At 67.4% G+C, this 20,772-nt stretch carries 15 protein-coding genes; 8 read left to right on the top strand and 7 right to left on the bottom strand.

The window, feature by feature from the left end; all coding sequences use genetic code 11:
* Window positions 1–35 precede the first annotated feature (35 nt).
* The 6 genes from AAIL17_RS06985 to AAIL17_RS06960 form a co-directional block, all read right to left on the bottom strand.
* A complete protein-coding gene (locus AAIL17_RS06985; protein WP_424682107.1) occupies window positions 36–1,082 on the bottom strand; it encodes a glycosyltransferase family 2 protein in 1,047 nt (348 codons plus the stop codon).
* Window positions 1,079–1,957, bottom strand: a complete 879-nt coding sequence (locus AAIL17_RS06980; RefSeq protein ID WP_424682106.1) for a class I SAM-dependent methyltransferase — start codon at window positions 1,955–1,957, stop codon at window positions 1,079–1,081. The genes AAIL17_RS06985 and AAIL17_RS06980 overlap by 4 nt, the downstream gene beginning before the upstream one ends.
* Window positions 1,958–2,041: 84 nt before the next feature.
* A complete protein-coding gene (locus AAIL17_RS06975; RefSeq protein ID WP_424682105.1) occupies window positions 2,042–2,989 on the bottom strand; it encodes an electron transfer flavoprotein subunit alpha/FixB family protein in 948 nt (315 codons plus the stop codon).
* Between the two features lie 27 nt (window positions 2,990–3,016).
* The gene (locus AAIL17_RS06970) at window positions 3,017–3,763 is read right to left on the bottom strand and encodes an electron transfer flavoprotein subunit beta/FixA family protein (RefSeq protein ID WP_424682104.1); all 747 of its coding nucleotides are present in this window, start codon (window positions 3,761–3,763) and stop codon (window positions 3,017–3,019) included.
* Window positions 3,764–3,859: 96 nt separating this feature from the next.
* Window positions 3,860–5,872: a glycosyltransferase gene (locus tag AAIL17_RS06965; RefSeq protein ID WP_424682103.1), complete on the bottom strand. Its 2,013-nt coding sequence runs from the start codon at window positions 5,870–5,872 to the stop codon at window positions 3,860–3,862.
* A gap of 100 nt (window positions 5,873–5,972) precedes the next feature.
* Window positions 5,973–7,574 (bottom strand): 4Fe-4S dicluster domain-containing protein, encoded by a 1,602-nt coding sequence (locus AAIL17_RS06960; RefSeq protein ID WP_424682102.1) that lies wholly within the window; start codon window positions 7,572–7,574, stop codon window positions 5,973–5,975.
* 150 nt (window positions 7,575–7,724) lie between these two features.
* Between AAIL17_RS06960 and AAIL17_RS06955 the strand changes: the two genes are divergently transcribed.
* The 8 genes from AAIL17_RS06955 (at window position 7,725) to AAIL17_RS06920 (ending at window position 19,253) form a co-directional block, all read left to right on the top strand.
* Window positions 7,725–9,122 carry an amidase gene (locus AAIL17_RS06955; protein ID WP_424682101.1) on the top strand — a complete coding sequence of 466 codons (1,398 nt, stop codon included), beginning with the start codon at window positions 7,725–7,727 and terminating at the stop codon, window positions 9,120–9,122.
* Between the two features lie 151 nt (window positions 9,123–9,273).
* Window positions 9,274–9,834, top strand: a complete 561-nt coding sequence (locus tag AAIL17_RS06950; RefSeq protein ID WP_424682100.1) for a class I SAM-dependent methyltransferase — start codon at window positions 9,274–9,276, stop codon at window positions 9,832–9,834.
* 66 nt (window positions 9,835–9,900) lie between these two features.
* Entirely contained in the window at window positions 9,901–12,486 is a 2,586-nt protein-coding gene (locus AAIL17_RS06945; protein WP_424682099.1) for a sulfatase-like hydrolase/transferase, read from the top strand.
* Window positions 12,487–12,665: 179 nt separating this feature from the next.
* On the top strand, window positions 12,666–15,251 hold the full coding sequence (locus AAIL17_RS06940; protein WP_424682098.1) for a sulfatase-like hydrolase/transferase: 2,586 nt from the start codon (window positions 12,666–12,668) through the stop codon (window positions 15,249–15,251).
* Window positions 15,252–15,387: 136 nt separating this feature from the next.
* Complete coding sequence (gene gcvT, locus AAIL17_RS06935) at window positions 15,388–16,488, top strand: glycine cleavage system aminomethyltransferase GcvT (protein WP_424682097.1); 1,101 nt, start codon at window positions 15,388–15,390, stop codon at window positions 16,486–16,488.
* An 83-nt stretch (window positions 16,489–16,571) separates the two neighbouring features.
* On the top strand, window positions 16,572–16,967 hold the full coding sequence (gene gcvH, locus AAIL17_RS06930) for a glycine cleavage system protein GcvH (protein ID WP_424682096.1): 396 nt from the start codon (window positions 16,572–16,574) through the stop codon (window positions 16,965–16,967).
* Window positions 16,968–17,452: 485 nt separating this feature from the next.
* Entirely contained in the window at window positions 17,453–17,986 is a 534-nt protein-coding gene (gene metJ, locus AAIL17_RS06925) for a met regulon transcriptional regulator MetJ (protein ID WP_424682095.1), read from the top strand.
* A 274-nt stretch (window positions 17,987–18,260) separates the two neighbouring features.
* Entirely contained in the window at window positions 18,261–19,253 is a 993-nt protein-coding gene (locus AAIL17_RS06920; protein ID WP_424682094.1) for an energy transducer TonB, read from the top strand.
* 146 nt (window positions 19,254–19,399) lie between these two features.
* Here AAIL17_RS06920 and AAIL17_RS06915 read toward each other — a convergent pair whose 3' ends face one another.
* Complete coding sequence (locus AAIL17_RS06915) at window positions 19,400–20,701, bottom strand: serine hydrolase domain-containing protein (RefSeq protein ID WP_424682093.1); 1,302 nt, start codon at window positions 20,699–20,701, stop codon at window positions 19,400–19,402.
* Between the last annotated feature and the right edge of the window lie 71 nt (window positions 20,702–20,772).

Below are 20,772 nucleotides of genomic sequence, written 5' to 3'. Positions count from 1 at the left end.
GCGATGGCCAGTGGGTCCGGCGCAGGTGCTGGACCTCAGGGGCTCGTGCCGGCGGTCGTGTTTTCACCGGTCCGCTGCGTCGCTGCCCCCGTGCTCTCGCCGAACTGGCGACGCACGATATAGAGCGGCTGCCCCTTGCTTTCACCCAGGATGCGGATCAGGTACTCGCCAATGATACCGACAGCCAGGAGGCTCAGCCCGCCGTAGAAGTTGATCGCCAGGAACAGGCTGGTCCAGCCGGTGGCGCCGGTGCCGCGCAGCAGGCGGATGGCCAGGAACACGGCACCCACGATGACGCTGACCGCCGCCACGCCCACGCCGACCATCGAGATGATCTGCAAGGGCAGAGCGCTGAAGTTCAACACGTTGTCCAGCGTGGTGCGGACGAGGCGCCCGAACCGGTAGTTGGAAACCCCGTGCCGCCGGGCGTCGTGCTGCACCGGGACATTGGCGATACGGCGCGTGCTGCTCAGGATCAGCGGGCCGATGACCGGATAGCGCGTGCGATGCGCGAGCAGCGTGTCGACAAGTTCCCTTCGCAGGCAACGGAACGAGGACATCACCAGGCCCGGTGGCTTGCCGAAGACGTAGATATTGACCGTACGGATGAACAGGCTGCCCAGGTTGCGGCCGGAGGAGTGCTGCTTGGTGATATAGGCGCCAAACACTGCATCGAGTTCGGGATGTTCGGCCAGATGCCGGTAGATCTTCCCGATCTCCTCCGGCGGGTGCTGCAGGTCATCGTCCATGGTGACGACGTAGCGTCCACGCGCATGTGCAAAGCCGCACATCAACGCGCGGAACTGGCCCACGTTGAACATCAGTTCGATGAATCGCACGTGCGGATGCCGTGCAACCTCTGCAGCGGCGACGGTGGCCGTGGCGTCGGGGGAGCAGTCGTCGACCAGCACGATCTCGTACGACTGGCCCAGGGCCTCCAGGCTCCGATGCAGCCGTTCGAGCAATTCGGGCAAGGCGCGTTCTGTCCGATAGCAGGGGATCACCACCGAAAGTTCAGGAAATGATTGGGTATCCATGGTCTCGAAAGCCGTCGGTGTCTCGTTGCCCTGCGTCTCGCTCAATTCGCTTTGGCTCGCGCCGCCACCAGTCGCGACCCGCCGGCTGGAAAACGCAGGCCGGCACGGATCAGCGCGCCCTCGGCCTGCAATAACCGGTACAGGATCTGGTTGGTTGCAGTACCCACCGACATTTCATCCTCGATGGCAAGCTCGTCCCCGACGCGCTTTTTTCGTCGGGACAGATAGAGCAGGGGCAGCAGCAGGCTCACGAACGAGGTGGAGAAAAGTACTTCGAAACCGGCTCGCTGCAGCTTGGCCTCCAGCTCCCCCCGGCGGTAACGCCGTTTGTGGCAGGCATGTTCATCCTGCGCGCTCCACAACGAGGGATGCTGCGGCACGGTGAAGATGGCCCCACCGCCAGGGACCACCGCCGCATGGATTTCGCGCAGTACCGCTTCGTCCTCTTCGATGTGCTCGATCACGTCAAACGCACCCAGCAGGTCAAACTCGTTGCGGAACGGAATGTGACGTGCGTCCATCTGGAACAGGTCGGCATCCGGCATGCGCTGGGCAGCGAAGCCAAGACCCTGGATGAATATCTCGCTGCCGCTCATGGCCAGGTTCGGAAAACGCTGCGCCAGCGAGCTCAGTACAAAGCCCGTGCCACAGCCGATCTCCAGAAAGTTCCGCGCCGCCGGAAAGTACCTGCGCACTACGAAAGCAATCAGTTCCGAACGGGCGCGAAACCAGAAGTGCCCACTCTCCCGCTGGGCCAGCCATGCGAACCCTTCGGGATTGAAGCCCGACGACTCGCGCGCCAGCTCCGGCGCGTAGCAGGACACGCCTTCGAGCACGGCCACGGCCTGTCCGCATCCCGGGCAGGGCTGCGTGTGTGCTTCCGCACGGAACAACGTGCCGCAGGACAGGCAGCGTCTCATCGGTCTCTCCCTCCAGTCCGCCGATGATGGCATGGCCATCACGCGCCGCGGTAGGAGAAACCCGCGGCGTTTCCCGGGTGGCGCTTATGCGCCCAGCGCCTGTTCGAGTTCCGGGATGATCTTGAACAAATCGCCCACCAGCCCGATGTCCGCCACCTCGAAGATCGGCGCCTCGGCATCCTTGTTGATCGCCACGATGGTGCCGGCGTCCTTGATGCCGGTCAGGTGCTGGATGGCGCCGGAGATGCCGATCGCCATGTACAGCTCCGGCGCGATGATCTTGCCGGTCTGGCCTACCTGCATTTCATTGGGCACGTAGCCGGCGTCCACCGCGGCTCGCGAGGCGCCCACGGCCGCGCCGATCCGGTCGGCGAACTTGTAGATGATCTCGAAGTTCTCCTTCGAGCCGACGCCGCGGCCGCCGGAGACGACCTTGCTGGCGCTCTGCAAGTCCGGGCGGTCGCTCTTGCCTTGCTTGAGCTCGACAAAGCGGGTGTGCGAGGGCAGCGCCACGTCGAGGTTGAGCGCTTCGACCGGGGCGCTGTTGGCGCCGGTGGCGGCAGCCGGCCAGGAGGCGGTGCGGATGGTGGCCACCACGGTCTGCGCCGGATCGGCTTCCACCGTGACGATCGCGTTGCCGGCGTAGATCGGGCGCTTGAAGGTGTGGCTGCCCTCGACCGACATCACGTCGCTGACCTGCGCCACGCCGAGCAGCGCGGCCACGCGCGGGGCGAGATCCTTGCCGAAGGTGGTGGAGGGCGCGAACACGTGGCTGTAGCCGGCGGCGGCCTTGGCCACCTGCGGCGCCAGCACGGCGGCGAGCGCCTGCGCGTTCTCGGCGCGGCTAGCGGTGAGCACGCGGCTCACGCCTTCGATCTTCGCGGCCTCGGCGGCGATGGCGTCGGCGCTTTCGGCCAGCACCAGCACGTCGATGGCCTCGGGCTTGGCCGCCGCGGCGGCGCTCACCGCGCGCGCGGTGGAGGGGTTGAGCTTGCCGTCCAGGTGTTCGGCGATGACGAGGATCTTGCTCATGTCTTCTCTCCAGTTCCCGGCGGCCGCTTACAGCAGGCCTTTCTGCTTGAGGGTGGCGACCAGCTCGGCCGCGTCCTTCACCATCACGCCGCGGCTGCGCTTGGGCGGCGCGGCGTAGTGGGTGGTCTTCAGGTGGTCGCCGCCGTCGACGCCGAGCGAGCCGAACTCGATCACGTCGATCGGCTTGGACTTGGCCTTCATGATGTCCGGCAGCTTGATGAAGCGCGGCTCGTTGAGGCGCAGGTCGGTGGTGATCACGGCGGGCAGGTCGGCCTCGATGGTTTCCAGGCCGGCGTCGACCTCGCGGGTTACCGTCGCCTTGCCATCGGCGATCTCCACTTTGCTGGCGAAGGTAGCCTGCGGGCGATCCCACAGCGCGGCCAGCATCTGGCCGGTCTGGTTGGCGTCGTCGTCGATCGCCTGCTTGCCCAGGATCACCAGGCCCGGCTGCTCCTTCTCGATCAGCTTGAGCAACACGCGCGCGGCGGTAAGCGGCTGGATGGCATCGGCGGTGGTGACGTGGATGGCGCGGTTGGCGCCCATCGCCAGGCCGTTGCGCAGATGCGCGGTAAGGTCGGCCGGACCGATGCCGACGATCACCACTTCCTCGGCCACGCCCTTCTCGCGCAGGCGCAGGGCCTCTTCCAGGGCGATGTCGTCGAACGGATTGGCGGAAAGCTTGACGCCCTCGGTCACCACGCCGGTGCCGTCGGGCTTGACCTGGATGCGGACGTTGTAGTCCACCACGCGCTTGTAGCCGACCAGAATCTTCATCGATGGGGTCCTTGCGTTTGGATGCAGCGCCATGAGGCGCCCGAAACGCCCATTCTAGCGTGAGCACCGCATGCGGGGTGTCGCCGCGGCGTTCGCTCAGGCCAGGGCGCGGTCGAGCGCCTGGCGTGCAGCGTCGAAGGAGAAATGCCGTCGGACGTTGGCCAGGCCGGCCTCGGACAGCCGCATCCACAGCGCTTCGTTGTCGTAGAGGCGCAACACCGCCTCGGCGAAACCCTCGGCATCGTCCGCCACCAGCACGTCCTGCCCGTCGGCCAGGTTCATGCCCTCGGCGGCGATCGAGGTGGCCACCACGGGCAGGCCGTGGCTCATCGCCATGTTGACCTTGCCTTTCACGCCGGCGCCGTAGCGCAGCGGTGCCAGCGCGATGCGGCAGCCGGACAGCCACGGATCCAGTTCCTCGACCCGGCCGTGCGCGCGGATGCCGGCGGCGGCCAGGCGCGCGCGTTCGGGCCCGGGCATGTCGCCGATCAGGTGCAGCTCGATGTCGGGCCGGCGCGCACGGATGCGCGGATAGATGTCCTTCGCCAGCCATTCGATGGCATCGATGTTGGGCGGGTGGGCGGAGCCGCCGACGAACATCAGGCCTGCCCGGTCGCCGAAGCCGCGGCTGCGCCCGGGCACGTCATGCACGTTGGACAGCAGTTCCACGCGTGCCTGCGGCAGCTCTTCCATCAGCAGCTCGCGCTCGATGGGGCTGACCACCAGTGTGACGTCGGCGGCGCGGATCAGCCCCAGTTCGGCCTGTCGCGAGGCCTGCGCCTGCCTTGCCAGCGCCGGGTTGGCGGCGTGTTCGGCGGCGCGCTGCTCACGCAGGAAATGCAGGTCCACCGTGTCGAACAACACCTTCGCGCGCGGCGCCAGGCGGCGCACCAGCGACAGGTGGGGCAGGGCGATGTAGTGGCGACAAAGCATCACCGCGTCCAGGCCCTGGCCTTCGCGCGCCAGCCAGGCCGACAGCGGCGGCGTCCAGGGTTTGCACAGCACGCGCACGCCCAGCCGCCCGAGCCGCTCGATCTCCGCCGGCGTGGCGCGACGGTTGTCCGCCATGAAGCTGACCTGCCAGCGCCGTTCGCGCAGCAGCCGCATGATGTTGACCAGCCGCAGCGAACCGGAGTCGCGCGTGGGGTCGGGGGTCAGCGCGTCGACGATGAGGATGTGTCTGCGGCTCCAGCCAAGCGCTTCCTCCACGCGGGTGCGGGCGGGCGGCTGCCGTTCGAGCGCAGCGCGCCATTTGTCGACGAACTTGGCCTGGTTCACCTGCTGGTATTGCTTGACGCCGGCGAAGGGATCCAGGCCGGAAGTGATGCCTTCGCAGTGCACCACCACGCTGGCCGGCTCGTACAGCACGCGCTTGCCGGCCGCTCGCGCCGCGAACGCCAGGTCCATGTCCTCGCAGTAGGCCGGCGCGTAGCGTGCGTCGAATCCGCCGATCGCACGAAACAGCGCGGCGTCGATCATCAGGCTGGCGCCGGACACGTAGTCGGCATCGCGGCGGTAGAGGAAGCGCGGGTCGTCCGGCAGTTCGAAACGGCCGTAGTTCCAGGCCTGGCCGTCGGCATACACGATGCCGCCGGCTTCCTGCAGCCGTCCGTCCGGATACACCAGCCGGCTGCCGGCGATGCCGCAACCGGGCTCCTCGGCCAGACAGTCGTGCAGCCGGTCCAGCCAGCCCGGCGTGACCTGGGTGTCGTTGTTGAGGAACAGCAGATACTCGCCACGCGCCGCCGCGGCGCCCGCGTTGGAGCTGCCGATGAAGCCGAGGTTGGCGGCATTGCGCAGCAGACGCAGGCCCCCGATGCCGGCCAGCACTTGCGCCGTCTCATCGGGCGACGCGTCGTCGACGACGATCACCTCGAACGGCGTCCGGGCACCATGGCGTGCGATCGAACGCAGGCAGGCCACGGTGTACTCGAGCTTGCCGTGCACCGGGATGATCACCGAGACCCGCGGCGCTTCGCTGCACGGCAACGCCGAAGGCGGCACGCCGCTGCCCAGCGGTTCGACATCGAAGGTGGCGGCGGCCTGCCGGCGCGGCCGCAGTTCCTGCCGGATGCGATCCATGGTGCCGCGCAGGCCGCGCTGGGCCATGCTGCCGCTCACGCGCTGCAACAGGTAGCGGGCGCGGCGGAGGTGCCAGCGGAAGGTACTGCTCAGGGTCGGGTCCTCGGGTGTGCGTCGCGCAGGGGCATTACATGTTCTGGTAATTCGGACCCGAGCCACCCTCGGGCGTGACCCAGGTGATGATCTCGTACGGGTCCTTGATGTCGCAGGTCTTGCAGTGCACGCAGTTGGCGGCGTTGATCTGCAGGCGCTTGCCTGCCTCATCCTCGACGATCTCGTACACGCTCGCCGGGCAGAAGCGCGTGCACGGGTTGCCGTACTCCGCGGTGCACCGGTCGACGCAGATGGTGGTGTCGGCCACGTGCAGGTGGATCGGCTGGTCCTCGTCGTGCTCGGTGGCGGCGAAGTAGACGCCGGCCAGGCGGTCGCGCGGGGGCAGCTCGCGCGTCACGTAGTCACGCCTGGGTTCCTCGTACTCGCCGATTTTCTCCAGCGAGGACCAGTCCGGCTTGTTCTTCAGCGTCCAGGGCGAGGCACCGCGCGTGACGGTTTCCCAGGCGGCGTTGAACATGCCGAACCACAGGCCTTTCTTGAAGCCGGGCTTGATGTTGCGCACCTGCTTCAGCTCTGCCATCGCAGGCGAGGCGCGCAGTGCGGCGTCGAAGCCGGCGGGATTCAGGCCGTTCGCGGCCAGGTGCTCGGCGGCGAGCATGCCGCTGCGGATCGCCTGGTGGGTGCCCTTGATCTTGGGCACGTTGAGCAGGCCCGCGGTGTCCCCGATCAGGATCGCGCCGGGCATCTCGACCTTCGGCAGCGACTGGTAGCCGCCGGTGACGATGGCGCGTGCGCCGGCCGAGAGGATGGTGCCGCCCTCGAGCAGCGGCTTGACGTGCGGGTGGTTCTTCCATTGCTGGAAGGCTTCCCACGGCTTGTAGTTCGGGTCGCGGTAATCCAGGCCGCTGACGTAGCCCAGCGCGATGCGGTCGCCATCCAGGTGGTACAGGAAGCTGCCGCCATAGGTGTCGTTGTCGGCCGGCCAGCCGAAGCTGTGCACGATCTTGCCCGGAGTGACGCGGCCGGCCGGCACCTGCCACAGTTCCTTGATGCCGATCGAGTAGCCCTGCGGGTCCGAGTCCCTGTCCAGCGCGAAGCGCTTGATCAGCTGCTTGGTCAGGCTGCCGCGCGCGCCTTCGGCGAGCACGGTGACCTTCGCCTTGATGTCGATGCCCTGGGTATAGCCGGCCTTGTGCGTACCGTCCTTGGCCACGCCCATGTCGCCGATGCGCACGCCGGCGACCGAGCCGTCCTCGTTATAGATGTTGTCCGCGGCGGCGAAGCCGGGGAACACGTCCACGCCCAGCGCCTCGGCCTGCGGCGCCAGCCACGCGCACATGGCGCCCAGCGAGACGATGAAGTTGCCGTGGTTGTTCATGCCCGGCGGCACCGGCAGCTTGCGGCCGCCGGTCTTGGTCAGCAGCCAGAACTCGTCCTCGCCGGCCGGCACGCAGACCGGCGGCGGGTTGTCGCGCCAGCCGGGCAGCAGCGCGTCCAGCGGACCGGGCTCGATCACCGCGCCGGAGAGGATCTGGGCGCCCACGGTGGAGGCCTTCTCGATCACGCAGACGGTGGTATCCGGCTGCAACTGCTTGAGGCGGATCGCGAACGACAGCCCGGCCGGGCCGGCGCCGACCACGACCACGTCGTATTCCATCGTTTCGCGTTCGCTCATGGCGGACTCCGTGCTGCATACATATAAGGAAGGAGCGGCATTGTCCGGTTTCGCGCGGCCGGCGGCAAACCGGACTCTTCACCAACGACCGCTTGCAATCGCTTTGCGGCCCGTGGCGATAATCGGGGAATCGACCGCAAAGGATGAGGCATGAATTCACCCGCACCGCTCGCCGACATCGACCTGCGCCGCGCCAGCGTGTGCCAGCTGCTGCACTGGCTGGCGGTAGGACGCGTGCAGCCACAGGCGTTGGCCGATGCCTACCAGGGGGCGATCGAGCGGATCAATCCGGAACTCAATGCCTACGTCGACCTGCGCCCCGGCCTGCTGCAGGAGCAGGCGCGCACCGCCACCCACCGGCGCCGCGACGGCGTGCTCGGTCGGCTGGACGGCATTCCGATCGCGCTGAAGGACAACTTCGACATGGCCGGCTGGCCGACGCGCGCCGGGCTGCCGGGGCGTGAAGCGCCGGTGCAGGAAGACTCCCACGTGGTCGCGCGCCTGCGCGCCTCCGGTGCGGTGCTGGTGGGCAAGACCAACATGGACGAGGCGGCGCTGGGCGCGGCCACCGATAACCCGCACCACGGGCCCACGCACAATCCGTACAGGCATGGCTACAGCGCCGGCGGTTCGTCCGGCGGCGCCGCCGCGGCGGTAGCCGCCGGCCTGGCGGCGGCAGCGGTGGGCTCGGACAGCCTCGGCTCCATCCGCATTCCGGCCAGCTACTGCGGCGTGTATGCGCTCAAGCCGACGCATGGCGAGATCTCCACCCGCGGCATGTTGCCGGCGGCGCGCCGGCTCGATGCCGTCGGCCTGCTCGCGCGCAGCGCGAACGATCTGACCGTGCTGCTCCAGGTGCTGGCCGGCTACGACGCCGACGACGCGCGCTCGCGCCGGCGCCGCGTCGCCTTCTCGCCGCCGGACTGGGAGCCGGGCAACCTGCGCGCGGGCCTGTTGCCGGACCTGGCGGCGGTGGGTGTGCAGCCGGAGGTGATCGAGGTGTTCGAGACGGCGCTTGCGCGCCTGCCGCGCGAGCTGGGCGAGCGGCGCACGGTGGATTTCTCCGACTGGAACTTCGCGCGCACGCGCCGCGCCGGCCTGCTGCTGATGGAGGCGGAGATGCTCGGCACCTTCGCCGCCGACGTGGCCGATACCGCGCGGCCGGTCTCGCCGCGCCTGCGCGAGATGCTTGGCTACGCGGAGCGCAAGAGCGCGGCCGATTACGCCATCGCCGACCGCGTGCTCGATGCGGCGACGCTGAAGATGCGCCGGCTGTTCGCGCAGATCGACGTGCTGGTGCTGCCGACCACGCCGCAGGGTGCGTTCCCGCTGGACGGTCCCGCGCCCGATTCGGTCGCCGACCTGACCAGCTTCGCCAGCCTCGCCGGCTGTCCGGCGGTGAGCATCCCGATGGGCGCGCTGCCCGATGGCCGGCCGATCGGCATGCAGTTCGTCGGCGCGCGCGGTTCGGATCTGCGTCTGCTGGAACTGGCCGCGGTGTGCGCCTCGACGCTGGACGTGGAGCCGACCTACCCGGCGATCGCCTGACGCAGCCGTCCCACGGGCGTACACATAATTTTCACGTGGCATAATAGTGGCCTCAAGGGGAACCCAAGAAGCCAAGAACATGGATGACATGGAAATCGTCGGGGTAAGTCCCCCGGCGCTTGATGAGGCGGCTGCCTCGCGACCACGCTGGATGACCTTCATTCAGCAGTGGTGGAAGAACCCTCTCGCCATGTCCTCGGTGGCGCCGTCGGGGCGTCAGCTGGCGTCCCTGATGGTCGATGCCCTTCCCGCAGGCGCGCGTCGCGTCGTGGAGCTGGGTGCCGGCACCGGCGCGATCACCCGTGCGCTGGTCGATCGCCCGGCTGGCGCGGACCACCTGCTGGTGGTCGAGATGAACCCCGTGTTGCACGAGATCCTGCTGCAGGAGTTTCCCTGCGTCCGGGTTGCCTGCGGCGACGCGCGGCAACTGGACGAGCTGCTGCTCCAGCATGGCGCGTTCGAACCGGGCCACGGCGATGCGGTGGTCAGCAGCCTGGGGCTGTTGCCGATGCCGGTGTCCGTGCAGCGCACCATCATGGCCGCCGCGTTCGAGGCCATGCATCCGGAAGGCGTGTTCGTCCAGTACACCTACGGGCTGGCGCCGCCGGTGGCGCCGGAAGTCGCCGAGGACCTGGGACTGCGTTGCGAGCGGCTGGGTACCGCCTGGCTGAACCTGCCACCGGCACGCGTGTTCGTCTACCGACGCGCCTGAGGTCCGGACAAACAGGCTCGATGGTCGATCCGCCTGCGCGGCGGAAGGTTACAGGGGAACAAGACGATGCGGATCCAAGTGACCGGCGCCACTGCGTTGCAGGTGGCTTTGCTGGCAGCACCCTTCATGGCGATCAGCCTGTGGCTGGGCGTTTCCGTCGAATCGTTCGGGGTCGTCAAGGCCGTTCAGGGCGTGCTGTTCGCCGGGATGCTTGCTCTGGCGGTGTTGCTGCTGGGCCGTCGGTTCGGCTCGCGCGGCGTGCTTCCGGCCGTGCTGCTGTACCTGCTCAACCTCGTGCTGACCGTAGCTGACGCTGCGTCCTGGTACATGCAGGGCAGCTCGTTCAACGAGCGCTTCTTCATCCACGTCAATCCGGACAACATCCGGGTCAGCCTGGAAGCCTATCCGGTCGCCATCGTGGGCGCGCTCGTGGGCGTGGTGTTGCTGGTGGCGTACGTGGTCCTGGTGATGCGCCGGGTCACCCGTCGCCGCGTCGCCGGCTGGGCGTGGGTGCCGGCCGTGCTGCTGATGGTGTTGTCCCTGGGCATCGACGCCTCGCCGCATCGCCTGTATGCGTATTTCGCCAACGCCGAGCACAGCGAGGGCCTGGTCCACTCGGCGGCGGGGGACGGCATCCTGGCGTTGATCGACCCGGAGCCGACGCGGCCCGCGGAAGTGGTCGCCAGACCAGGTCGCAACCTCGTCTTCGTCTACCTCGAGTCGCTCGAGCGCAGCTACACCGACGAGCGCCGGTTCCCCGGCCTGGTTCCGCAGATCAACCGCCTGCGCAGCCAGGGCCTGGACTTCTCGGGCTTCCGGACATTCCCGGGGGCGACCTACACCATCTCCGGCATTTTCTCTTCGCAGTGCGGCGCTCCCTATTTGTCGCCGTCCATCTTCGGTGCGGAGGTCAGCATGCCCGGCTTCGTGCCCGGCAACGACAACACGACCGCCGACAGCTTCCACCCCGGGCTGGCTTGCCTGGGCGACGTCCTGCATGCGGCCGGCTACGACCAGACCTATCTGAGCGGGGTGATCCTCAGTTTCGCCAACACGGACGTGTTCTTCCGCCTGCACCACTACGATCGCGCCCTGGGCAAGCCGCAGATCGAGCAACTGTACGCGGATAAGCTTCCGACCGAAGGCTGGGGCCTGCTGGATGGCGACATCTTCGACCAGGCGCTGGCGGAATTCCGCGAGAAGCAGGCGACCGGAAAGCCGTTCAGCGTCGTGCTTTCCACCATCGATACCCATCCGCCGCGGGGTTACCTGCTGCCTGGCTGCAAGCCTTACGCGCCGATCCGGAACGACATGCTCGATGCGGTGCATTGTTCGGACCGCTTGCTCGGGCAGTTCATCGATCGGCTCTCGCGCGAACCGGGCTGGAAGGACACCGTGGTGGTGGTGATGAGCGATCACGTCGCCATGCGCAACGTCGCCTCGCGGCTCTATCCGCCGAAGGACCAGCGGCAACCGCTCCTGTTCGTGCTCAATGCCGGCCAGGGTGAGCGCGCGTCGCGCATGTACCACATGGACATCGCCCCGACCGTGCTTTCGCTGCTGGGCGTGGAGTCGAACGTGCGCTTCATGGCCGGGGCCGACCGCAGCCGGGCCGGATCGGCCGATTCGCGGCTGCCTGCAAACGACGTCGCCGAGGCCGTGCTGCGAGAGGCCCTGTGGAGCTCACGCAAGCCGCCGGTGTTGTGCGACGGCGGTACCCTGGCGCAGTGGAATGCCAAGCATGGTTTGCAGGTCGGCGACTGGACGCTTCCGTTGATGCGTAGTGGCTGGCACGTGGGCCGGCTTCTGCCCACCGACACCCTGCTGGTTTTCGTGGACTCGCAGAAGGCCGAACTGCAGATGCTTCCCCGTGGGGAGGAGCGCCCATGGATCGAGCGTGCACTGGCGAACAAGGGCAGCGTGTTCCAGGCGACGCCCTTCCTCGATGCACGGGGCAGACAGCGGCTGGCGCTCGACTGGCTGGCTCCGGACGGTGCGTGGGCCAGCCTCGGATCGGTCGCGCGGGTGCAGGACATCCGCCTGCATAGCCCCCAGTGTCACTCGCTGCTGCAGACGCTGGAAGCGGCGACGCCCGGCACGCGGCTGGATTTCAGCGAGGTGCTCGGCTTGCCTTCGATTCCCGCCAACCTGGAGCGGCGTCCAGGTTACGTGGTGTCGGACACGCCGCCCGACGGGGCTCCGGCTGACCTTGCCGCTTTCATGTATTCCCGTCTGACGAATGAATCGCCGGGTTACGGCAGCGTCCATGTCGACCGCATGAAGCGCATTACCCTCATGCCTTCGCGCAAGCGCCAGGCCATGGCCGTGTTCGACGTGTCGAGACTGGCCAGTCTCGAACTGGTGCCGCGGATCGACAATCTCATGGGTTCGTGCCTGCGACGTACCGATACCGGCATCGTCGGCGTGCAACTGTCGCTCGACGGAAAGCCGGTCATGCCCCGGTTCGTCGTGGACCGCAATTTTTCGCAGGCGATCACGGTGGACACCCGCGGGCATCACGAGCTCAAGGTCGAGGTGGACGATGGCAACGCCACGCCCGATTGCGACTACTTCGCCACAGGCTTTTCGAACGTGGTCCCCGACATGCAGGCCATGGCGGCTTCCGCGGCGCGCATCCGTGCGCCCGACTGACCACGGTCGCGGCCTGGCGCCTGCCTGGCGCGGGCACCCCCGTGGCAGTGCCGGCGCGTCGAGGTTGTGTCGGTCGTGAATTCAGCCGGCGGGCTCTGTATCGTTGACCGGGGGTTCGGACCGCTGCCGCATCACCTGGCGCCTGGCCGTCCGAATGAATCGCAAGGGGGCGTTTTCGTATGAGTAGCAGGCGACCCGGCGTCGTGACGGCGCTGGTGGCAGGGCTTGCCATGCCGTTCGTGGCCGTCAATGTCTGGTTGGGACTGGCGGTCGCCGCTTTCGGCATGGCGGGCGCCGCGCAGGGGGCGATCGGTGGTGTGGCGGTGGCCTGCGCCGCGGTCCTGGTGGCGCGTGCCTTCGGCAGTCGGGGCGTGGTGTTGGCCGCGGTGCTCTATCTGGCCGGCGTGTTGACGTGTGCGGCCGATGCCGTGTCGTGGATCATCCAGGGCAGCTCGTTCAACGACCGCTTTTTCGCCCACCTGAACGCCGGCAACCTTCCTGTCGCGTTCGAGGCCTATCCATGGGCTTCGCTGGTGACCGTTTTTGTTCTCGTGGCCGTCTTCGTGGCGGCATTCATGGCTCTGCGCCGCGCGTCCCGCCATCACGTGGCGAGGATCGCCGGCTTTGCGGCGCTGGTGTTCGTCGCTCTGGCTTGCGTGGTCGATGCGGCGCCGCGTCGCCTGTATGGCTATTTCACGCATGCCGGGCGCACCGAGAGCCTGGCCAACTCCGCCTACGGGGCGCACATCCGCTCGATGCTCGACGGCGACCCGAGCGAGCCGGCCGACGTAGTCGCGACACCGGGCCGCAACCTGGTGTTCGTCTACCTGGAATCGGTGGAGCGCACCTATACCGACGAAACGCGCTTTCCGGGGCTGACGCCGAACCTCAACCGGTTGCGTGCGCAAGGGCTGGACTTCTCCGGCCTGGCGACCTTTCCTGGCGTCACCTACACGATCGCGGGCCTGTTTTCCTCGCAATGCGGTGCGCCCTATCTGATCAGCAGCATCTTCGGCGACGACTTCGGCAAGCTGGGTTTCGTGCCCAACAACGACAACACCACGGCGAGCAGTTTCCATCCGGAACTGGCCTGCCTCGGCGATGTGCTGCGTGCGGCGGGCTACGACCAGACGTTCCTCAGCGGCGTGGCGCTCAGCTTCGCCAACAAGGGCGATTTCTTCCGGATGCACGGCTTCGACCACTTACTTGGCAAGCCGCAGATCGAGGCTTTGCACGACGGCAAGCTCGCAAGCCAGGGCTGGGGGCTGCACGACAGCGACCTGTTCGACGAGGCGCTGGCCCAGTACCGCCGCAAGCAGGCGTCAGGCAAGCCGTTCAGCGTGATGCTGTCCACCGTCGATACGCATCCGCCCAAGGGCTATCTGCTGCCCGGTTGCGAGCCGTACGCGGCTATACGCAACGCCATGCTCGACGCCGTGCATTGTTCGGACACATTGCTTGGCCGCTTCGTCGCGCAGCTTTCGGCCGAGCCGGGCTGGAAGGACACGCTGGTCGTCGTGATGAGCGACCACGTCGCGATGCGCAACGCCGCCTCCGCGCTGTATCCGCCGGACGACCAGCGCCAGCCGTTGCTCTTCGTCCTCAACGCAGGGCAGGGCGACCGGCCCGTGCGCATGTACCACATGGATGTTGCGCCGACGGTGCTGGGCTTGCTCGGGGTGCGCTCCAACGTGCGCTTCATGGCGGGCGCCGACCGGGGCGCGGCCGGCGCTGCGGACGCCACGCTGCCTGCCGACGAGGTGGCGCAGGCGGTGACGCGGCGCGCACTCTGGGAAGAACGGCAACCGCCCGCGTTGTGTTCCGGCAACGTGCTGGTCGAGTGGGACGGCAACGGCCACCTCGACGTCGGCGGCTGGAAGTTGCCGCTCATGCTGGGTGGATTCCCGGTCAGCCGGATTCCCGATCCCCGCGTGCTGCTGGTCTTCGTGGACGCGCACGGCGCGCAACTGCAGCTGCTTTCGAAAGGGCAGCAGGTGCCCTGGCTGAAGCGTGCGCGCGAGCGCGGCGGCAGCATCTTCGAGGCAACGCCTTTCATCGACGCGGACGGCACGTCGGCGCTGGCGCTGAACTGGCTTGCGCCGGGAGGCGGCTGGGCAAGCCTCGGCAAGGTCGCCCGCGTCCAGGACATCCGGCTGCAATCGCCGCAGTGCGAGCACAAGCTCCGTGCGTTGGCGAGCGCGCGGCCGGGCACAAGGTTGGACTTCAGCGATGTCTTCGGTACGGCAGCGATACCGGCGGCAAGGGAGCGCCGCCCGGGCTTCGTGACCTCCTCGCACATTGCCGTCGGAGCCCCGCCAGTCCGCGCCAGCGTCTTCATGTTCGCCAGGTTGCTGGACGAGCGGGCAGGCACCGGCACGGTGCACCTCAACGCGAAGAAGCGCGTGGCCCTGTCGCCCTCGCGCAACCGTGAGGCCATGGCCGAGTTCGACGTATCGGGCCTGGCCTCGCTCAGGCTCGAGCCAAGGATCGACAACCTGTTCGGACGCTGCCTGCAGCGAAGCGATACCGGTGTCGTCGGCGTACGCGTGTCGCTGGACGGCCGGCCGGTGGAACCACGCTTCATCGTGGACCGGCAGTACGCAGGCGGGCTCGATGTCCAGGTAAATGGCGGGCACCGGCTACGGGTCGAAGTCGACCACGGCAACGCGACGCCCGACTGCGACTATTTCGCCATGGGTTTCTCCAGCATCGTGACGGCGACCGCCGATGCCACGGCGCCGACCGACATGGAGGCGCTCGACTGAGGGGCTTGGCCAAGGCGGCTGCCGGCCGAGGAGCTTGGTGGCCAGGTAGGCCGGGGTTTGCCGGGGACGCATGCGCTTGGCTTTGCCGCCGCCCGACGGCGATAATGAAAATTCCCCTCCAGCCCGGCAACAAGCCATGACCGAGAAGACCGTACTCAACGACATCCATCGCGCGTCGGGCGCCCGCATGGTGGACTTCGGCGGCTGGGACATGCCGATCAACTACGGCTCGCAGATCGAGGAGCACCATGCGGTGCGCCGCGACGCCGGCATGTTCGACGTTTCGCACATGACCGTGGTCGACCTGCACGGCGAGCGCACGCGCGAGTTCCTGCGCCACCTGCTGGCCAACAACGTCGACAAGCTCAAGGTGCAGGGCAAGGCGCTGTACTCGTGCATGTTGAACGAGCAGGGCGGCGTGATCGATGACCTGATCGTCTATTTCTTCGACGAGGCGCACTTCCGGCTGGTAGTCAACGCCGCCACGCGCGCCAAGGACCTGGCGTGGATCGAGCAGCAGGCCAGCGCCTACGGCGTGGAAGTGAAGGAGCGCCCGGACTTCGCCATGGTCGCCGTGCAGGGACCGAACGCGCGCGCCAGGGTGATCGGCCTGCTGCACGAGGTCGACCGTCCGCGCATCGAGAAGCTCGGGCGCTTCGCCGCCGCCGCGGCACAGGGCCCGCACGGCATGCCGCTGTTCATCGCGCGCACCGGCTATACGGGCGAGGACGGCTTCGAAATCATCGTGCCGGCCGAGCATGCAGTCGCGCTGTGGCAGGCGCTGGCCGATGCGGGCGTGAAGCCGGCCGGCCTGGGCGCGCGCGACACACTGCGCCTGGAAGCGGGCATGAACCTCTACGGCCAGGACATGGACGAAACCGTGTCGCCGTGGGAGGCCAACCTGGGCTGGACCATCGCGCTGGACGAGGGCCGCGACTTCATCGGGCGCAAGGCGCTCGAAGCGCAGAAGGCCGCCGGCGTACCGCGCGTGATGGTCGGCCTGGTGCTGGACGAAAAGGGCGTGCTGCGCCACGGCCAGAAGGTGCTGACCGCCAACGGCGAGGGCGAGATCCTGTCCGGCAGCTTTGCGCCCACGCTGGACAAGGCGGTGGCGTTCGCGCGCATCCCGGCCGGCGAGCCGGGCGACGTGCGCGTGGACATCCGCGGCCGCGAGGTGCCGGTGCGGGTGGTGAAGTACCCGTTCGTGCGCGACGGCAAGCCCTGCGAAGGCATCTGACGGCACCCTCTCTCCATATAGAGTTACCGCCGGAGCGGCTAGAATCGCCGCTCCATTCCACGAACGAACGACTGGACCCGACCATGAGCGAGATTCCCGGCGATCTGAAGTTCCTCAAATCCCACGAGTGGGCCCGCGTCGAAGACAACGGCATCGTCCGCGTGGGCATCTCCGACCATGCGCAGGGCCAGCTCGGCGACCTGGTCTACGTGGAGCTGCCGGAAATCGGCGCGAGCGTGCAGGCCGGCACCGGCGTGGCGGTGGTCGAGTCGGTGAAGGCCGCCTCGGACATCTATTCGCCAGTCTCCGGCGAAGTCGTCGAGGTCAACGAACTGCTCAACGACAAGCCCGAGACCATCAACGAGGATGCCTTCGGCGAGGGCTGGATCTTCGCCGTGCGCATCAGCGACCGCGGCGAACTCGATGAGCTGCTCGACGCCGACGCCTACGCCGAGCAGATCGAGAACGAGGACCACTGACGGTCTTTTCGTCGTGCGTCGCTCCGGCTGCGCACGACGTGCCCGCGGGTTGCCGCGCATCGGTGGCTTCCGCGATCGGGACCCGAAGGACAGGTTTCCGGTCGCTGCCGACGAATCGGCCATAGCCTTCGAGCGCCTCCGGTCGACTCCCGTTCATTCGAACGCGGGCTTTTGATAACGCCTTCCACGCCGTGTGCGCGCCATGCATCTGCGCGCGGCAGGAGTGCGGGTTGCCGATGATGGATATGCCGCAAAGCCTTGTGTACCAATGCTTCGCGGCCTTTCGGCCATTATCTTGGTGATTTTCAAATGGGCGTTTATACGTCTATTTGAAAATGCCGATGACCATCCGCCAAGCCTTGCTGGGCGGCGCTTTGCAGCCCCCGGGTAGGCCTTTTGGCCATGGTAATTCGATGGTCGAAATCAATTGACAGTTGAAATCTTCAGGAATAGCTTTCGCTTCAGATCGAGGGGAACAGGTACACATGGCTGCACCGAAATTCATAACGCCTTATGTCGGTCACGGCGAGAAGGCCGGCGCGGTGCGCAAGATCACCGTGTCGATTCCGCTGCATGTCCTGCGTCTGCTTTCGGACGAGCGCACCCGTCGCCAGGTCAACAATCTTCGGCACGCCACCAACAGCGACTTGCTGGTGGAGGCGTTCCTGCACGCTTTTACTGGGCAACCACTGCCAACTGATGAGGAGCTGAGACGAACTATGGCCACTGCCAAGAAGACTGCTGCAAAGAAACCGGCCGCCAAGAAGGCGCCCGCCAAGAAGACCGCTGTGAAGAAGGCTGCCGCGAAGAAGCCGGTTGCCAAGAAGCCGGCTGCCAAGAAGGTCGCCGCCAAGAAGGCCGCCCCGAAGAAGGCTGCCGCCAAGAAGCCGGCCGCCGCCAAGAAGGCTGCCGTCAAGAAAGTCGCCGTGAAGAAGGTTGCCGCCAAGAAGGCCGCCCCGAAGAAGGCCGCGCCGGCCAAGGTGGTCAAGGCCACCAAGACCGCCAAGGCGAAGAAGTAAGACCTACAAGACCAACTAGCTGTATCGACTTTCTCTCCCTGCGGTGCCCAGCGCAGGGAGATACTTCGAAGAGCGATTCGTCCCGGCCCCGGCCGGGACGCTTCGTTTTCAGGGGCCGGAAAAAGCGGACCCCGCTCCGTCCCACGCCGATTTGCCGCAACGGCACAATGGCGGTAAGTTGTGCGCACTCGCGCCGCGCACGTCCAGGGGGACGGCCGCTCCTACAGGGGGAAACAGCGCGGGTATCTGATGCCAGCCAAGCGGTGAACGTCCCATGGATACCCGTTCCAGTTCTATGCGCGCGCATGCGCGCGGGGCCGCCCGGCCCACCTTGATCGCCATCATCGCCATTTTCGTCCTGCTGGCCGTGGCCAGCTGGTTCCTGATCCTGCAGCCGCACCAGGAACTGGTCATGCAGGATGCCGGTGGCCATCCGTCCACGCCGGTTTCCACCGACAAGATCGCGGTGCCGCCGCCGGCCAACGTGGAGGCGATGGACCTGAACCAGCTGCTTGCCGAGGCGCGCAAGGCGATGAACGACCATCGCGTGCTGGCGCCGGCCGGCAACAACGCCTTCGAGTTCTATCTGAAGGCGTTGGAAAAGCAGCCGGGCAACCCGGTGGCCACCGATGCGCTGCGCGAGACCTTCCCGTTCGCCGCGAGCGGCGCCGAGCAGGCGATCAACTCGCGTGACTTCAACGAAGCCCAGCGCGAGATCGACCTGCTGGCCAAGGCCGATCCGGCCAACTACACGCTGACGATCCTGCGTTCCAAACTCGATGCCCAGCGCAAACTGCTGGACAAGGAGCAGCAGCAGGCGCTCGACCAGCAGCGCCAGCAGCAACTGGCCGCCGAGAAGGCCGCCGCGGACAAGGCGGCGGCCGACAAGCTGGCTGCCGAACAGAAGGCGCAGCAGGCCGAGCAGAAGCCGCAGGCCGAGGTTGCCGCCAACACGCCGGCGGCCACCGAGCCGAGCAAGCCGGCCGTGCAGCAGGTGGTGAGCACCGATCCGGTGATGACCAAGTACGTGCAGCCGCGCTTCCCGACCCAGGCACAGCGTACGCGCACGGAAGGTTGGGTCGTGGTGGGCTACACCGTGGATGCCGAGGGCAACGTCAGCAGCGCCCGCGTCGTCGACGCCCAGCCGCGGCACCTGTTCGACCGCGAGGCGATCAACGCGGTCGAGCGCTGGAAGTACAAGCCGGCCACGCGCAACGGCACGCCGGTGGAGGCGAAGCTGCAGCGCAGGATCGAGTTCAAGCTGTAAACCGGACTCCGAAGGCAGAAACAAAAAGGCGGCGCTCGCGCCGCCTTTTCTTTTGTTCTGATGCTCGAAGAGCGGGGAAGGCCATTTGGCTCCGACCATCCCCTTTGAAGGAAGGCACGCCGTGCCCGAACGATGGCCGGCAACCCTCAGTGGCGACGGTGGCGCCTGGGGCGGGCCTTGCGCGGCTTGGTTGGCGCGCGGTCGGGAACGTTCTTCTCCAGCCCCGCCCAGTCCACGTGCGGCAGGCCGAGCAGACTGTCGAACACCATCGGCATCAGGCCCGAGGGTGTCGGCACGCCGGCGTTCCACAGGGTCACCACGCCGGCGTGGTATTTCGGGAAGAAACCGATCATCGTGCGGTAACCCTCCACCGCGCCCGCGTGATAGACCAGCGTCTCGCCGCCATAGGTGAACACGCGCCAGCCCAGCCCGTAGTGCGCCGCGGTCAGGCGTCCGTTGCGCCAGGCCGACGAATGCAGTTCGACGGGCGTGGGCACGCCGGGCGCGTGCAGCGTCTCGAGCGCCTTGGGAGAGAGCACGTCCGGCCGCCCGCCCATCTGCGCGATCAGCCACTTTTCCATGTCGCGCAGGCTGGCGTTGACGCCGGCGGCCGGGGCCACGCGGTAGTAGTTCTCCTTCGGCTCGAACGGGACCCAGCCGCGCCGCGTGCGCCGGTGAGGGCGCGCCCAGCTCTTGCTCGACTCCAGCCCCGCGCGGCCGTAGCTGGCCGTGGTCATGCTCAGCGGCAGGAAGATCCGTTGGTCGACGAGCTTGTAGAAGAAGCTGCCGGTCATCGCGTAGACCACGTCGCCGATCAGGCTGAAGGCGACGTTCTGGTAGCCATAGCACTGGCCCACGCCGCAGGTCATGTCGACCTCGTCGAGCTTGCGCACCAGCTCTTCGTAAGGCACGTCGTCCTCGAGCATGTTGTCGTAGGTGTTGCGCGGCAGGCCCAGGCGCTGGCCGAGGATGTCGGCGACGGTGGCACGCTGCGTGTCGGGCACGTTCTTGAGCTTGAAGAACGGCAGCACGTTGACCAGCCGCGTGTCCCAGGCCAGCTTGCCATCCTGCACCAGGACCGCGGTCAGGCCGGTGGCGAACGCCTTGGACAGCGAGGCCAGGCGGAACACGGTCTCAGGTGTCACCGGTTCCTTGTCCATCGCGTCGGCGTAGCCGATGGTGCCTTCGAACACCACCTTGTCGTCGACCACCACCGCAGTGGCCAGTCCCGCGACGGCATTGCGCTGCTCGAGCTTGGCGAGCCACTGCCGGTACTCCTCCAGCGTGGCCTTCACCCGTTCGGGCGGCAGTGTCTGCGTGACGGTGGCGCCGGTGGTGGAAGCAGGGGTGGCGGCGGGCGGGGTCGTCGTCGACGGGCGCGCCAGCGCGGAAGTGGTTGCCGCGCCGAGCAGGCCGGCGATCAGCAGGGAAAGCGTACGAAGCTGCATGCCTGGAAGCGTTCCGGCGCAAAGCCGTGGAGGTGGAAAGAAGCTCGCCCCGGAAGGGGCGCGAATTCCCC

The sequence above is a fragment of the Frateuria sp. YIM B11624 genome, assembly GCF_049727805.1.
GTDB lineage: Bacteria > Pseudomonadota > Gammaproteobacteria > Xanthomonadales > Rhodanobacteraceae > Frateuria_A.
Note: the sequence above shows the minus strand (reverse complement) of the source record. Positions and strands in the feature narration are given on the sequence as shown.